The organism is Pseudoalteromonas sp. Xi13 (genome assembly GCF_003952205.1).
Lineage (GTDB): Bacteria > Pseudomonadota > Gammaproteobacteria > Enterobacterales > Alteromonadaceae > Pseudoalteromonas > Pseudoalteromonas atlantica.
On the sequence record NZ_CP034439.1, the window covers coordinates 1,905,147 to 1,921,173 of the forward strand.

Genomic DNA, 16,027 nt, shown 5'->3' on the forward strand with positions numbered 1-16,027 from the left:
AAACAAAAAACTAAAAAAGTTCACTCTGCTTATAAAAAATACAAAATAGCCGTAAAAATGCCGTATAAGCCGTTTTTACGGCTATTTTGTAACCACATCCTATTATTGGCATGCTCACTGCAAATAACTAATTGTCGTTTGATAAGTTAAATCAAACATTTATTATTTTTTTAAAGGAGCTATACAATGATTAAAACACTTTCTCTTTCTGCAATTGCTTTAGCAACACTGGGTTTTAACTCTGCAGCACACGCTGACATTACGGATTTTGATTCTCCTCGCATTTATACAGGTGTTGGTTATGGCCAATACTCATTTGAATTTGAAGACAGCGAAAACGACACTGAATTTGATGACGATGCACAAATGCTAAAAGGTTACATTGGTACACAATTTAACGAACACTTTAGCGTTGAGTTAGCTTATCAAAACTTTGATGAAGTGAGCGACATCGACAGCAAAGCAGAAGTTGATGGTGTGTCATTAGCAGCTATTTTAGCGGCTCCGCTTTCTGAAAGCTTTTCAGTATATGCTAAAGGTGGTTGGTTTGAATGGGATGCAGATGTAGAGCAAGAGCTTCCTGTTGGTAGCATTTCAGCATCACAAGACGGCGGCGACGTGTTTTACGGCGCGGGTATTCAATACGCGTTTTCTAGCAATGTTCAAATGCGCTTAGAGTACGAACGCTACGAACTAGATGATGAAATTGACCCAGAAATGGATGTTGCATCAGTATCAATTCAATACATGTTTTAATTAGCATTTAAACCACTTAAGGGTGAGCCATGTGCTCACCTTTTTGTTGCTTATAAATAATATCCATCCGTAATAATGGCTAATTATATTGCGGGGCTAAACGTGTCGCTTAAGCCTCAAAATAGCTCCACTTAATAAAACAAATTGGTATAAACACTAATTACTATATTTAAAATCGATTAGTCTAATACTCGATTAAACCAGCCAGTCTAAAATATAACGCATTAACTGTACTGCTATAAATACTAAATAGAGGTAGAATAGCGCCCTATTTTTTAGTTAACTGAGCATTATGAGCGATTATAGCATTTCGGCTGTTGGCCACATTCAATCCCCTTATAAACAAAAGTTTGCAATACCTAGGCAACCACGTTTAGTGCCGCAAGCTAAAGCCAAACTTATTTTTACTGCTGAGTTTAATCGTGAAGAATTTGTTCGAGGCATTGAAGAATTTAGCCATATTTGGCTATTGTTTAGGTTTCATGAAACCGCCGATAAAGGCTATTCAGCTATGGTGCGCCCACCACGTTTAGGCGGCAATGAGCGCAAAGGCGTTTTTGCAACGCGTGCCACATTTAGACCCAACGCCATTGGGATGAGCGCAGTAAAACTTGAAGGCGTTGAGTATAAAAACAGCCAACTTAGTTTACTGCTTGCTGGCATTGATTTGCTCGATGGCACACCTATTGTCGATATAAAACCTTACTTACCTTATTCAGATGCAATGCATGACGCCAGTGCAGGCTTTGCCGATACGCGCCCAAAAACACAAATGAGCGTCGCGTTTTCACCCGAGGCAATTGACTTTATTGCCAAGCAAACACACTACCCAGAGCTTGAAGATTTTATTGCTAATGTACTAAAACAAGACCCACGCCCTGCCTATAAAAAACAAAAACAAGGCGAGCAAAGTTATGGTATGACACTGTATAATTATAATATACGCTGGCAGGTTAACGGCGAGCATAACTTAGTAACAAGTATAGAAAATAGCTAAAAAGTGCAGTTAGCGCTTTAGTGTAAAAGCAAGCGCTGGTAAACTTAGCGCCCTATTAAAAAGAACATATTACTTTATTTCGGAAAAATCATGCGTACCAGTCAATATATACTCGCAACACTTAAAGAAACGCCATCAGATGCTGAAATTGTTTCGCATCAATTAATGCTTAGAGCCGGTATGATCCGTCGCGTCGCTTCGGGTTTATATACATGGTTACCCTCTGGTTTACGCGTGCTTCGTAAAGTAGAAAATATTGTTCGTGAAGAAATGGACAAAGCAGGCGCAATAGAAATGTTGATGCCAGTTATTCAACCTGCTGATTTATGGCAAGAGTCTGGTCGTTGGGAGCAATTTGGTCCTGAACTTGTTCGCTTTAACGACCGTCATAATCGTGAGTTTGCGCTTGGCCCTACCCATGAAGAAGTGATTACGGATTTTGTTCGTAAAGAAATTAGCAGCTATAAACAATTACCTATTACTTTGTACCAAGTGCAAACTAAAGTGCGCGATGAAAGACGCCCTCGCTTTGGCGTAATGCGCGCACGTGAATTTACGATGAAAGATGCGTATTCATTCCACTTAAGTGAAGCGTGTTTAGATGCTACTTATCAAGCAATGCACAAAGCATATTGTAATATTTTTGAACGTTTAAACCTTGAATACCGCCCTGTGCTTGCTGACACAGGCTCTATTGGTGGTAGCTTATCACATGAGTTTCATGTACTTGCTGAATCAGGTGAAGACGCGATTGCCTTTAGTGATGCAAGCGATTATGCAGCTAACATCGAAAAAGCAGAAGCGTTAGCTCCAACACAGAGCCGCCCTGAGCCATCTAAAGAGCTTAAAGCGTTTCCTACACCGGATGCTAAAACAATTAGCGAGCTTAAAAAGCACTACGGCGTTAAACCACACCGCGGCGTTAAAACATTAATTGTGTACGGTACGCCAGATGAAAATGAACAACGTGGTTTAGTTGCACTTGTACTACGTGGCGATCACGAGTTAAACGAATTAAAGGCTGAAAAGCACCCACTTGTAGACTCTCCACTTGAAATGGCCACTGAGGCTGACATAGTTGCGGCTATTGGTGCAAAGCCAGGTTCACTTGGCCCTGTGGGTTTAACAATGCCAATTATTGTAGACAGAACCGCTAATGTAATGGCAGATTTTGTTGCCGGTGCTAATAAAGATGACGAGCACTTTAGCGGAATTAACTGGGATCGCGATGTTAAAGAATATCAAGTTGCTGATATTCGTAACATTGTTGAAGGCGATCCAAGCCCGTGTGGACAAGGTACTTTACAAATTAAACGCGGTATTGAAGTTGGTCATATTTTCCAACTTGGTACTAAGTACTCAGAAGCCATGAAAGCAGGCGTACTGAGCGAGTCGGGTAAAAACCAAGTAATGACTATGGGTTGTTACGGTATTGGTGTTTCGCGCATTGTGGCAGCGGCTATTGAGCAAAATAATGATGATTACGGTATTATTTGGCCGCAATCTATTGCCCCATTTGATTTAGCTATTGTGCCAATGAACATGCATAAGTCGCATCGTATTCCTGATATTGCTAATAATCTATATCAAGGTTTAAAAGATGCAGGCCTAGATGTTTTATTTGATGACCGTAAAGAGCGCCCTGGCGTTATGTTTAACGACATGGAATTAATGGGTGTACCTTATACTTTAGTGATTGGTGAGCGTAACCTTGATGAAAACAAGGTTGAGCTTAAAAATCGCCGTACCGGTGAAAAGTTAATGGTTGATTTAGACACCGCAATAGAGACTATTAAAGCGGCTGTTAAAGGTTAATAACACCTTCGCTTAAAACAAACTATAAGGCCGCATTTAAACATGCGGCCTTTTTTATGCGCGTTTAATAGTAATGTATGTAAAAACCGCTCACCTAATCTCCTTTCCATAACCATAAACTTTTAATTAGCTGGCTTGATATAAATTGTAATGGAGGCTTCGCTAAAGTGTCTCATAAGTGTCATTAGATTTATCTACAGTGTTTAATTATTACACTATGGATGACGGGCATGACAAACAATCAACAGCGTAAAAAACAACATTATCCAGCCGTTTGGATTTCGGATGTGCACTTAGGGTATAAAGACTGTAGAGCTGACTACTTATTAGATTTTTTAAACTCAATTGAATGCGATACGCTTTATTTAGTGGGCGATATAGTTGATTTGTGGTCGATGAAGCGCAGTTTTTATTGGCACCCATCTCATTACCAAGTGCTTAGTTGTATACAACAAAAAGCCCTTGATGGCACCCGTGTAATATACATACCTGGTAACCACGACGAAACCTTTCGTCACTACATAAATCAAACTTTATTTGGTGTAGAAGTCCACCAGCAGTTTATTCATACCACAAAAGCCAATAAACGCTTTTTACTGCTCCACGGTGATGACTTTGACTCGGCAACCCGCTACAACAAGCTCATAAGTATTGCAGGCGATGCAGGTTACGACTTACTGCTATTTTTAAATCGTTGGACTAACCGAGTTCGTAAAGTGTTTGGCGGTAACTACTATTCGCTTGCTGCATGGATAAAAGCACGCGTACATAAAGCCCGTGAAGCCATTGCGGCTTTTGAAGATGCCGCTATTCATGAGGCAAAAAAGCAAAAGGTCGATGGCATTATTTGCGGACACATCCATCACCCTAAAATTAAAGTAGTAGATGGCATAGTGTATTGTAATGATGGTGATTGGATTGAAAGCTGTACCGCATTAGTTGAGCAACCAAACGGTAAAATAGAGCTGTTGCATTGGTCTGATACGCAAAAAGTACTTGATACAGCCGATGTAACCAGCTTAGTTAAACCTATTCAAACTGATACCAAACCAAGTAAGTCAGCAGCGTAACTGCTGACTTTGCTCATTTAGTTTAACCAAGTTAGTAGCCTATTTTTAAGCGTTTTAGGCTTTATTGGCTTGGTAATATAATCATTCATGCCGGCGGTAATGCAACGCTCTCTATCGCCTTCCATTGCACTTGCGGTCATGGCAATAATTGGAATGCTAATATACTCAACCCCAGCTTTAGCATTTCTTATCTCGCTGGTGGTATCGTAGCCATCTAGGTTAGGCATTTGGCAATCCATTAAAATTAAGTCAAACGGTTGCTCTTGATTAAATTTAAGGGCAGAGAGTGCTTCTATGCCATCACTTGCACAGGTAATTTTTATCCCTGTGCGTTTTAAAATAGCTTTCGCTACCTCAATGTTAATCATGTTGTCGTCTACCAATAATACATGATACTTAGACAACTCAGGCTCTGGCTCTATGTCGTTTGCTTGTTTAGGCGCGGTTAAAACAAACTCATTATTAGCACCAAAAATACTGCCTAGCTTATAGGTAAATTGATCTTGCGTAAGTGGTTTGTGCAAAATGTGGCTATGCTCAGGAAACACCTTTTTAGATTGCTTATTAACTACCATGTCTCGCAATATAAGCACGTATTTTTTATCTGCCTTTTCGCAGTAGCTTATTAGCGCATTAACTTGCGGGTGTTCGTCATCAATAATCAGTAAATCGGCATCAAATTCGCTGTGTTCACTAAAGTAGTCGAGCCTTGTAATATGGCTTGTCTGAATTTTACAGGTTTGAGTTAATAATCCGCGTACATTTTTAAATACATTATCGCGGGCAATAAGCGCCGCCACACTGACCTCTTTTGAAAGCTCAATGCCGGTATTAAGTTTTTGCTGTTGCGCCACATGTAGCTCTACCGTGGCAACAAAGGTGCTGCCTACGCCCTTTTCACTGCTAACGGTAATATTACCGCCCATTAATTGCGCCAGTTTTTTACATATAGATAACCCTAAACCGGTGCCACCAAAATGGCGCGTTGTGCTTGGATCTTCTTGGGTAAACACATCGAACAGTTTATCGATATTTTCAGGGGCAATACCAATACCGGTGTCTTTAATTATAAAGCTCATTAAAATTTTACTGTCGGTAATGTATTTAGAGTTTAAGGTTAAACTTACTTCGCCTTTATGCGTGAACTTAAACGCATTATTTATTAAATTAATTAAAATTTGCTTAAGGCGATGACTATCACCAATAACCATTCTATCAACCACGTTTTGGGTATTTAAAAAGACCTCTAGCCCTTTACGTTGGCCCTGCAGCGCAATTGAATTAATCATATCGCTACAGACAGAGATAACATCAAACGAGTGATTATCAATATCTAGCTTGCCCGCTTCAATTTTAGAAAAATCTAAAATATCGTTAATTAAATTCATTAACGAGTGCGCACTGCTATTAGCTAATTTTAAATAATGTTGCTGTTGCTCTGTGAGGCTGTCTTCTTTAAGCATTTCAAGCATGCCTAAAACACCGTTCATGGGTGTGCGTATTTCGTGGGAAATATTGGCTACAAAGTCACTTTTTGCTTGGCTTGCGGCAAGGGCTTGGTCAATCGCTCGCTCAAGTTCAACAGTACGCTGAGATACCTTTAACTCTAACGTGCTATTTAAACCCTGTAACTGTGATTGAGTTTGCTTTAACGAGCTAATATTACGTAAAACAGCAGCAACCTGATAACGATTGCTAAATACATCAAATACGCTGGTCAGCGTGATTGAATAGTATTCTTTATTGCCATCATTACCAGTATAAACCGCTTCAAATGGCATTTTAGAGCCATGCTCTATGGTTTCACTAATGCAGTTTTTATCTTCATCTGCAAGGGTAAATAAGTTACTAAAGCGGGTGTTGTCATTACCTAGCCTACTTGCAAAAACTTTTTTAGCCGTTTGATTACAGTGAATAATAGTTTCATCACTGTCTATGGTAAAAATAGCGTCGAGTGAATTTTCAATCACTTTATTATTTTGCTCTGTTAAAGAATGTATAAGCAGCTTGCGATTAATATAACGCTGATATAACAGCGTAATAATTATAAATATGGTAAAAAATGTGGCGGTGATGGCGATAAAACTTTCGCGCCTTTTTGCAACGCGTTCCAATAAGGTTTCAGAATCAATAGAAACGGCCATCTCTAACGGCAGCATGGCAATATCGCCTTCAAAACTTACCCGTTTATTTAAAAAGTACTGTTTTGGTGCATCACCTATTAACAAGGTTTCGTGAGAATTCATGTTTTGTGTGGGGCTAAATTCATCACTCCAGGTTTTGGCTTGGTTAAATTCAAAACCAAACCGTAAATCAGGGTTTGGGTGGTATAAAAATTCGCTTTCATTATTAAGCAAATAAATATTAATCCCAGGTGGAAGTTCAAACGTTAAACTTTCAAATAACTTATCTGCGGAGTAGTTTGTCACTAAAATTGCAAACACTTGCTTTAAATGATCGAAAACCGGCTTAGCTACGCGGTATGTACTAACAAAGGGTTTTTGTATTTCACCGTTTTCGCGGTTGAAGTTAATAGGCGATATATACACACTTTTTTCATCAAGCATGCTGGCTTTAAGTACGTAGTCTCGCCCGCCTTTTTTTTGCAGTTGTGCGCCCTGTAGCCTAATTATGTCACCTAAAAAGCGGTCTACACGTACTATCTCTTGGCCATTTTCAGCAAGCATAATGTAACGTGCTTGCAAAATAGAATCGTCGGTTTGCATAAACCCGCTAAAAATATCAGCAAGGCGGTCTTGCCATACAGCAATTGGGGTTTGTAATAGTGGGTCGATTAATTGGTTATCGGTCGCTCTAGATATACCTTGAATAGGTGGAGTGGCGTTTAAAAAGCGAATAGCGGTAATACTGTCGTTTAAATGATTTTTTAAAGACGCGGCTTTTGTTTCAAGCTCACGATTGAGTTCACTACGAGCATCGTTATATATCTCTGCGCGCACTTTTTTTTCAAACACATACACCGAAGGCAATGCAATAACTAAAAAAACAATAATGGCAACCAGTAATAATTTATTACCTTTTGCTGCTGTTATAAATACATTCCTTTTTAGCATTGAACCCTCACTCCTCACTATTTTCTAGGTTAGATTATAGAGGATTATTTGATAAAAAATAGAAGTAAAAATAATTAGTTACTTAAAAAAGTGTAATTAAAGTTTGAACAAATACTCTAAACCAATCACTTAGTATTACTATTAAAAAGCAGTGTTAATTTAAGATGAATACCACTCTAAAAAACATACAAATTAATATAGACGGCAAATAAAAAATTATAAGCGATAACAATTAATGGGTAGAAAAGGTAAACGAGCAAGACAATACCCTGCCCGTTTATAAAACCTTAAACTATCTAAATAATACGTCTTCGCGGTTAAACCACTTAACACAAAAGGCAAGTAACGCGCCGGCAATAAGTGCCGTAGCCAAAAATATTAAGCCAACCAAGGTGTAATCTACCGTGCCTTTAACAATTTCTTTAATTGCGAGCGCTACATTAGTAACAGGAATAAAAGCAGTTTTAGCTGTTAGCTCTACATTAGGCATAATGGATACAATGATGGGAAAAAACACCCCCATACTCAAAGGTGCCATGTAATTTTGGGCCTCTTTAAATGTACGAGCATAAATAGATATTGCTAACGCCAATGCTGAGAATATCGCGGCAATAGGTAGTAACAATACAAAAATCATTAATAAATCGCTTACCGCTAATGAGCTAAATGCTGTTTTAATTACTTCTAGGTCTGCAAATGCAAGGGCTACCGCTATCCACCCGCCCATACTGAGTACAGTTATAGTTGTTGATGCAATTGAGGTTGTCAGTAAGGTTATAAATTTGCCTAGTACCAGCTCTGTACGCGTAATAGGTGTAAGCAATAAGGTTTCTAATGTACCGCGCTCTTTTTCACCTGCACCTAAATCTATTGCTGGGTACGTAGCGCCCATAAGAACTATAGGAATAAGTAGGTAGGGCAAAAAGCCACCTAGTTTTTCACCTAAGTTTTCACGTTTATCGGCGGTATCAACCTTTACTACTTCAATAGGGGTTAAAAGTGCTAAATGGGCTTCTTTTTCAATACCAAAACTGATTAATTTTTCTGTTTGTAATGCATCGCTATATTCTTTGGCGAGCTCTTTTACACGCTGAAATAAAAAGTTGATAGATTTAGCATCATTAAATACCACTTCCCACTTACTTTGCTGGGCATCATTTAAGGCTTGTTTAGCGTTAGTGGGTAAATATATACCCATGTCTATATCACCTGCGATTACCCCTTCTTTTAGCTCTTCAATGTTATTAAAGGTTTTAGCACCTTTATAAAGTTCAAAGCTTTTATGATAAAACACTTTTTCGGTAAACTCTGGCGCGTAGTCGCCATTAATAATGGCGTAGGTATGTACCTTTTGTTCAGCGTCGAGTGCCGCTTGAGAGCTAATAAACGCCATAACGGCAAATAATAAGGGAAACACCGCAACGGGTAGAGCGACTACAAACAACAATGTTTTTTTATCGCGTAGGAGTTCTGTTAATTCCTTTTTAAAAACTTCAAACATCGTGTTTCTCCGTTAATATGTTCATAAACGCTTGGTTTAGCTCTTCACTATTACCTGCCTGTTTGAATTCAGCAAGTGTGCCATCAAAGCAGCTTACGCCTTCATTAATTACCGCAACACGGTCACATAAAAGGGCGACTTCATCTAAATGGTGCGTTGAAAAAATAACAGGCGTGCCTTGCGCCTTTAAGCCTTTTATAAAGTTGATCACTGTTTGTGTGGTCATGATATCAAGGCCTGTGGTTGGCTCATCGAGTACCACCACTTCTGGGTGATGTACCACAGCACGGGCAATATTGGCTTTTTGCTTCATGCCGGTAGATAAGTTTTCTGCACGTTTATCAATAAATTTATGCATGTCGAGCAAAGTAAAAAGCTCTTCACAACGAGCCGCTATTTGCTCTTTGTTCATTCCATGAAGCTTTGCAAAGTATTCAATATTTTCTTTAACGGTCAGACGACCATACAAACCAGTTGAACCGGATAAAAAACCAATAGACTTGCGCCCTACTAACGGCTTTTTAATTATGTCGTTGCCGGCGATAGTTATTGTGCCTTCATCGGGCTTAAGTGCAGTTGAGAGCATACGCAATGTAGTAGTTTTACCTGCGCCATTAGGGCCAAGTAACCCTAACACTTCGCCTTTTGCACATTGAAAGCTGACATCTCTTACTGAATGAAAAAAATCTTTATCTTCACGCGGGTCTATATCATCAACTTTATTTTTTTTATGATCCTTGGTTAACTTAAACTTTTTTTTAAGCCCTGCGACTTCTATCATTTTCGTATCCTTCGTTTAGCTCTAAAGTAGTCGGTATTATCATAGAACGATTCATTCTCATTTGCGTCATGCCACCCTGGTACACCTAATAATGGCAATGGAGAAAGCTGTTTGTTATCGGCTAAGCAATGCTCTATTTTTATCTTCTCATAAAGTACTTGGTCTAGGTACTGATATTGAGTAACTAAATCTTTACAAAATATTTCATCCGGTACACTTACAAATAACGCTTTACCCGTTAAACCAATATAGGGTTTTGTGAGCATTTCATAATTAGCGTGGCCAAACATAAAAGGTTGTATTGTTTTGCCCCACTCTTCTCGGTGAGTTATAAATGCAGTTTTCCATTGGTGGTCTGTTAAAAGCGTTTGCCACTTAGTATCACTAATGGCAAGCACCACGCCGCACTCGTCAAATAATGTGAGTGCATTACGATGTTTAGTACGTTGCTTTAAGCCATGTTGCGCTATTTCTTGTACGTGGCGCTGATTAATAAGCGCCTTGGTTTTTGGAAACAAACACCAAATAAAGCCACCAAATAAGTCGTGCCAATTTTTACTGCGTGTAGGCACTACGCCAGTTTCAAAAATGACTTGCTCATAATAGCGCTCACCAAAATCAACGTTTGCATCGTCTTCAAACGTTATTGGCAGGTTATTAGCATTAATGGCATTCAAATACACAGTGAACCAATCGGGGCTTGGCCAATCAGTTTGTTTATCAATATTAAACAGTGTTCGTAAGTGCTCAAACGCACCGCTTTTCAAACTACTAACTTGCCATTGCTCGGGCGGAGTAAAGCGCTTCATTTATACCTTTAACAATTTATGCTGTTAATTTGCGGGCAGTTTACCGCAAAAACTGGTTCTAATTAATAGAAGTTAATATACTAATCACATCTTAGAACAAGAATAGAGCTACTATGAAACGATATTTCTCTCTCACACTGATTGCTGGCGCTGTATTAGCTGGCTGTGCAACAACAAGTATTACACCTACCGATGTAACAAATGGATACAACAGTATTAAAGCAGATGAACTTGCAGCGCACATTAAAGTGCTTGCCTCTGATGAATTTGGCGGTAGAGCGCCTTCATCTGAAGGTGAAAAGTTAACGCTTGATTATCTGACCACTCAATTTAAAGCATTAGGGTTTGAACCCGGTAATGGTGATAGCTTTTTACAAGAAGTGCCGCTTGTTTCATTAGAAGCTGATTCAAATATGGTATTAAGTATTGGTGGCAAAGATTATCAATACAAAAAAGACATGGTTATGGGCAGTAGCCGCATTAGCGCACAAGAAGGGATTGAAAATTCAGAGCTTGTCTTCGTAGGTTACGGTGTAAATGCCCCTGAATATAACTGGAACGATTACGAAGGCCTAGACGTAAAAGGCAAAACTGTTGTTATGCTTGTTAACGATCCGGGTTTTGCTACAAAAGATCCTGCGTTATTTACCGGCGATGCAATGACCTACTATGGCCGCTGGACTTATAAATATGAAGAAGCGAGTCGTCAAGGTGCAGCCGGTGCTATCATCATTCACGAAACAGCCCCTGCATCATACCCGTGGTCAGTGGTTGAAAACTCATGGAGCGGTGAGCAGTTTGGTTTTCAAAAAGAGAACAACAATATGGACCGCGTTGCGGTTGAAGGCTGGGTGACCACTGATGTAGCAAAAGAGTTATTTGCTAAAGCGGGTCTGGATTTTGAGACTGCAAAAACCAATGCAGCTAAAGGTGCGTATAACGTTGACATGGGCGATTTAACTGCATCGGTTAATGTTAAAAATACAATTAAAAAATCGGTGTCGTATAACTTTATTGCCACGTTGCCGGGTAGCGAAAAAGCGGATGAACATATTATTTATTCAGCGCATTGGGATCACCTAGGTACAGATACAACCCGTAAGGGCGACCAAATTTATAATGGTGCGCACGATAACGCCACAGGCACTGCGGGGCTAATTGAGGTTGCAGAGGCATTTACTAAGCTGCCAAAGCACCCTACTCGCTCAATGACATTTTTAGCTGTTACGGCTGAAGAGCAAGGCTTACTTGGATCTAAATACTACGCTGCTAACCCGGTTATTGCTGCTGATAAAACAGTCGCCAATATAAACATGGATAGCCTAAACTTATTAGGTAAAGTAAAAGACATGAACGTAGTAGGTTTAGGTAAGTCGCAAATGGACGACCTACTAGCCAAAGCAGCAAAAGCGCAAGGTAGAACAATAGCGGGCGACCCTAAACCATCATCAGGTGGTTATTACCGCTCTGATCATTTTGCATTTGCAAACATGGGCATTCCGGCTATGTATGCAGGCGGCGGAACTGTTGCCGCTGATGAGGATACAGCAAATTATCGTAAACGTATGAGCTTAGTGCTACGTGGTTGCTACCATCAACCCTGTGACAGATACCGCGATGAGTGGGATTTATCGGGTGCGGTTCAAGACTTACAATTGTTTTATAAAGTAGGCTTTGATATTTCTGAGCAAGCACAATGGCCTGCATGGTACGAAAACTCAGAGTTTCAACGCAAATAATGTATTTCGCCTAAACGTAGGTTATTTACCATCGAAAAACTCAAACTGAGCTATCGATTTAAATAGATTCAAATGATATTGATTATCATTTGCAAAATGTATACAGTGTGTCCTAGTTAAAATAAAACTGGGGCACACTTATGATTTTACTCTCTCAAATAGGATTTATTACGCCAGCTTCCAAACGGTTTGTTAGCCAAAATAAACGCTTACTCCTACCACTTTTTTTATTGGTATGTTTAGCTGTTCCTAGTCTTCTCGAAATAACCATTACTGCTCTCAGTGATGCGTTTTTTCAGGTTAGTGTATTTGTAGCGGCTACGTTACTTATTTACTACTACGCAATAGAACATATCCCTCAATTAGAAATGAGCTACTTAAGCGCTAAATCTAAGTCACTTGAAGTGCTGTTTGCATCCGTTCTTGGCGCTTTACCCGGCTGTGGTGGTGCAATTATTGTGGTTACTCAATACACTAAAGGCCAAGCAAGCTTTGGGGCTATTGTTGCTGTACTTACCGCCACGATGGGTGATGCTGCTTTTTTACTGCTTGCTACGCGTCCCACTGAAGGTTTAACAATAATGGCTATAGGTTTAGTGGTAGGCACACTGTGTGGATTAATAGTTAATGCAATTCACAAACCTGATTTTTTACGTCCCAGCGCACAAGAGCAAAAACACCAAGTAAAAGTTTTGCCCACTAAAATAATAAAAATAAGCAAACCTGTGTGGATGTTTGCCATTATTCCAAGTTTAATCATTGCGTTTTTAATTGCCTTTAATGTCGACTTTGATCAATTTGGAAAATACACAGGTACAAGTATTAGTATTTTTGGTGCTGCAATGGCGTTATTTACTGTAACTATATGGGCGTATTCTTCTAAAGGCGAAACCTATAAAGAAGTAACCTCTGAAGACGATGAATGTAATCCGCCTACAAAGCTTATAAAAGTATTACAAGATACCCATTTTGTTACTGCATGGGTGGTGGCTTCGTTCATGCTGTTTGAAATATTAGTCAGTGTGGTAGGGCTTGATTTAAAAACCTGGTTTATGCACTACGCCTATTTAGCACCGTTAATTGCAGTCGTCATTGGTTTTTTACCTGGCTGTGGGCCACAAATAATTGTAACCACGCTTTATATACAGGGCATTATTCCTTTTAGTGCATTAGCTGCTAATGCGATTTCAAATGATGGCGATGCGTTGTTTCCTGCCATTGCAATGGCGCCAAAAGCGGCTGTAATTGCTACCTTGTATACCTCTATACCTGCTTTAGTTGTTGGTTACGGGCTTTACTTTTTAAGTTAACAGTTTAAAAAATCATAAGTACAAAAAAGCTCAGCAATTGCTGAGCTTTTTTAATTTTAGCGTATTATTTATACCGAAACAGGTTCAGCCGCTAACTCTTTTGGATTTGGGCCATAATCGTTCTCACCTTCATGTGAGTCTTGCGCAAGGAATACAATTATAACAATCCAGCCAATGATTGGCACTAACCAAAGTAGCTGCCACCAGCCAGAACGGCCAGTATCGTGTAAACGGCGTGCGCCAGCGCTCAATTGAGGAATTAACAGTGCCAAGCTATAGATAGTACCAATTACAGCTACACCCATTAGCTCATCAACAACACCTAGTACTATGCTGATTAATAAATTTATTAAGTAAAACATCCAAAATGCTTTACGGCGATTACGTCCTGAAAAATCTGCGTAGCTACGCAGCGCGTTCATATAATGTTCCATTACAATTCCTTAGTGTTAGTTTTTATATTCCCTAGCGGGTTAATTTTATTACCTTTTAGTAACATTTGTATCTTAATTAAAAACACCGCGCTTTAAAACAAAAAACCAGCAAATTGCTGGTTTTTTTATAAGTTTAATTTTTAAATCATAGCCATCATCATTGCCGATGGACTTTCTAGGTACGATTTCCACAAGTTATTAAAGCGAGCAATTGTACCGCCATCAATAACACGGTGATCGCCTGACCAACTCACTTGCATAATAGCTTTACTCACAACTTGGCCGCTTTCATCAAAGCGCGGTAAGTGTTGTAACTTCCCTAATGCTACAATAGCAACTTCTGGCTTATTAATAATCGGGGTCGCAATAGTGCCGCCAATTGCCCCAATATTTGAAATGCTAATGGTGCCCCCTTTTAAGTCATCTGGTGCTACGCGCCCCTCGCGTGCTGCATCAGTTAAGCTTGTTAAACTGTTTGCAACTTCAACAATACTCTTAGATTGGCAGGATTTAATATTAGGCACTAGCAAACCCACTTTTGAATCCACTGCTACCCCAATATTATGATCGTCAAAGTAGGTAAGCTCAGTGCAATCATCATTTACTTTAGAATTAAGCACTGGGTACTCTTTCATCGCAAGCGATAACGCTTTGATAAAAAATGGCATCATAGTGAGCTTTACACCTTGCGCTTTATACTGCTCTTTTAAACTCGCTCGCAGGGCAATTAATTGCGTTAAGTCTATCTCGTCACTAAAGGTAAAGTGAGGGATTGTAGAGACCGAGGCCATCATTTGCTTTGCCATAGCCGCTTTAATGCCTTTAATTGGCTCTGCACGCATACCACCGCTTTGTGTTTGTGGCGATTGTGGCTCTTTATTTTGAGTGACACTGCTTTTAGTAGTAGCACTGCTAAGTGGTGATGTATCTATTGTGTTAGGTACCTCACCTTTAATAAATTCTTCTATGTCTTGTTTATATATGCGGCCATTTTTACCGCTGCCCGGTACGCACGTTAAATCAACATCAAGCTCTCGGGCTTTGCGCCTTACAGCTGGTGAGGCAACCGCTTTTTTATTAACAACTTTGTTTGCTGTTGTCTGCTGCGTTGCTACAGATTTATCTGCCGCTTTACTTTGTGCTTTTACAACGGCTTCGTTTACATCTACATTTGGTTTTGCTGTACTGCCGGCTATGCTCATTTGAAATAACGGGCTGTGTACTTGGGCAATCTCACCTTTTTGATAGTAAAGTTTTTGCACTGTACCTGTGTATTTAGCCGGAATTTGTACCAGCGCTTTGTCAGTCATTACATCACACACAGCCTGATCTTCTTGTATTTCATCGCCTTCGGCCACTAGCCAATCAACAATTTCACACTCAACAATCCCCTCTCCAATATCCGGAAGAATAAAATCTTCTAAATGCTCTGACGATGCGTTGTCGCTTTGTGTATTTTGCACTTGTTCTGTGCGTGTTTCATCGCTTTGGCTTTGCTCATCGGCTACATTCATAGCAAACAAGGGTGCATGAACCTGCGCTATCTCCCCTTTTTGATAATACAATTTAGTGATTACGCCATCATGCACAGCCGGTATTTGCACTAGGGCTTTATCGGTCATCACGTCACAAATGGGTTGATCTTCTTTTACTGTGTCACCCTCTTGTATTAGCCATTCAACCACTTCGCATTCAACAATGCCTTCACCAATATCGGGTAATATAAAATCTTTAGCCATGG

Annotated in this window: 12 protein-coding genes; 6 read left to right on the forward strand and 6 right to left on the reverse strand. The window is 39.6% G+C overall.

Features of this window, described 5'->3' with window-relative positions; all coding sequences use genetic code 11:
• Nucleotides 1–186: 186 nt before the first annotated feature.
• The 4 genes from EJ103_RS08600 to EJ103_RS08615 all read left to right on the forward strand — a co-directional run bounded on the left by EJ103_RS08600 (nucleotide 187) and on the right by EJ103_RS08615 (nucleotide 4,638).
• Nucleotides 187–756, forward strand: coding sequence for an outer membrane beta-barrel protein (locus tag EJ103_RS08600; protein WP_024033565.1), 570 nt, complete (start codon nucleotides 187–189; stop codon nucleotides 754–756).
• 292 nt (nucleotides 757–1,048) lie between these two features.
• Complete coding sequence (gene tsaA, locus EJ103_RS08605) at nucleotides 1,049–1,753, forward strand: tRNA (N6-threonylcarbamoyladenosine(37)-N6)-methyltransferase TrmO (protein ID WP_126007139.1); 705 nt, start codon at nucleotides 1,049–1,051, stop codon at nucleotides 1,751–1,753.
• Nucleotides 1,754–1,843: 90 nt separating this feature from the next.
• Nucleotides 1,844–3,568 (forward strand): proline--tRNA ligase, encoded by a 1,725-nt coding sequence (locus tag EJ103_RS08610; protein WP_126007141.1) that lies wholly within the window; start codon nucleotides 1,844–1,846, stop codon nucleotides 3,566–3,568.
• Nucleotides 3,569–3,798: 230 nt separating this feature from the next.
• A complete protein-coding gene (locus EJ103_RS08615) occupies nucleotides 3,799–4,638 on the forward strand; it encodes a UDP-2,3-diacylglucosamine diphosphatase (RefSeq protein ID WP_024033562.1) in 840 nt (279 codons plus the stop codon).
• 17 nt (nucleotides 4,639–4,655) lie between these two features.
• Here the strand turns inward: EJ103_RS08615 and EJ103_RS08620 are convergent, their stop codons facing one another.
• From EJ103_RS08620 to EJ103_RS08635, 4 genes are all read right to left on the reverse strand, one after another.
• On the reverse strand, nucleotides 4,656–7,712 hold the full coding sequence (locus EJ103_RS08620; protein ID WP_126007143.1) for an ATP-binding protein: 3,057 nt from the start codon (nucleotides 7,710–7,712) through the stop codon (nucleotides 4,656–4,658).
• A gap of 292 nt (nucleotides 7,713–8,004) precedes the next feature.
• Nucleotides 8,005–9,213: an ABC transporter permease gene (locus tag EJ103_RS08625; protein ID WP_126007145.1), complete on the reverse strand. Its 1,209-nt coding sequence runs from the start codon at nucleotides 9,211–9,213 to the stop codon at nucleotides 8,005–8,007.
• Complete coding sequence (locus EJ103_RS08630; RefSeq protein WP_024033559.1) at nucleotides 9,206–9,994, reverse strand: ATP-binding cassette domain-containing protein; 789 nt, start codon at nucleotides 9,992–9,994, stop codon at nucleotides 9,206–9,208. Before EJ103_RS08630 ends, EJ103_RS08625 begins: the two co-directional genes overlap by 8 nt.
• A complete protein-coding gene (locus EJ103_RS08635) occupies nucleotides 9,991–10,803 on the reverse strand; it encodes a DUF3025 domain-containing protein (RefSeq protein ID WP_004586661.1) in 813 nt (270 codons plus the stop codon). The genes EJ103_RS08630 and EJ103_RS08635 overlap by 4 nt, the downstream gene beginning before the upstream one ends.
• A gap of 113 nt (nucleotides 10,804–10,916) precedes the next feature.
• Between EJ103_RS08635 and EJ103_RS08640 the strand changes: the two genes are divergently transcribed.
• Nucleotides 10,917–12,542 (forward strand): M28 family metallopeptidase, encoded by a 1,626-nt coding sequence (locus EJ103_RS08640; RefSeq protein WP_126007147.1) that lies wholly within the window; start codon nucleotides 10,917–10,919, stop codon nucleotides 12,540–12,542.
• A 140-nt stretch (nucleotides 12,543–12,682) separates the two neighbouring features.
• On the forward strand, nucleotides 12,683–13,852 hold the full coding sequence (locus EJ103_RS08645) for a putative manganese transporter (RefSeq protein WP_126007149.1): 1,170 nt from the start codon (nucleotides 12,683–12,685) through the stop codon (nucleotides 13,850–13,852).
• Nucleotides 13,853–13,920: 68 nt separating this feature from the next.
• Here the strand turns inward: EJ103_RS08645 and EJ103_RS08650 are convergent, their stop codons facing one another.
• Both EJ103_RS08650 and EJ103_RS08655 read right to left on the reverse strand, forming a co-directional pair.
• On the reverse strand, nucleotides 13,921–14,286 hold the full coding sequence (locus tag EJ103_RS08650) for a DUF805 domain-containing protein (RefSeq protein WP_054982556.1): 366 nt from the start codon (nucleotides 14,284–14,286) through the stop codon (nucleotides 13,921–13,923).
• Between the two features lie 140 nt (nucleotides 14,287–14,426).
• Nucleotides 14,427–16,025, reverse strand: a complete 1,599-nt coding sequence (locus tag EJ103_RS08655) for a dihydrolipoyllysine-residue acetyltransferase (protein WP_126007151.1) — start codon at nucleotides 16,023–16,025, stop codon at nucleotides 14,427–14,429.
• Nucleotides 16,026–16,027 lie beyond the last annotated feature (2 nt).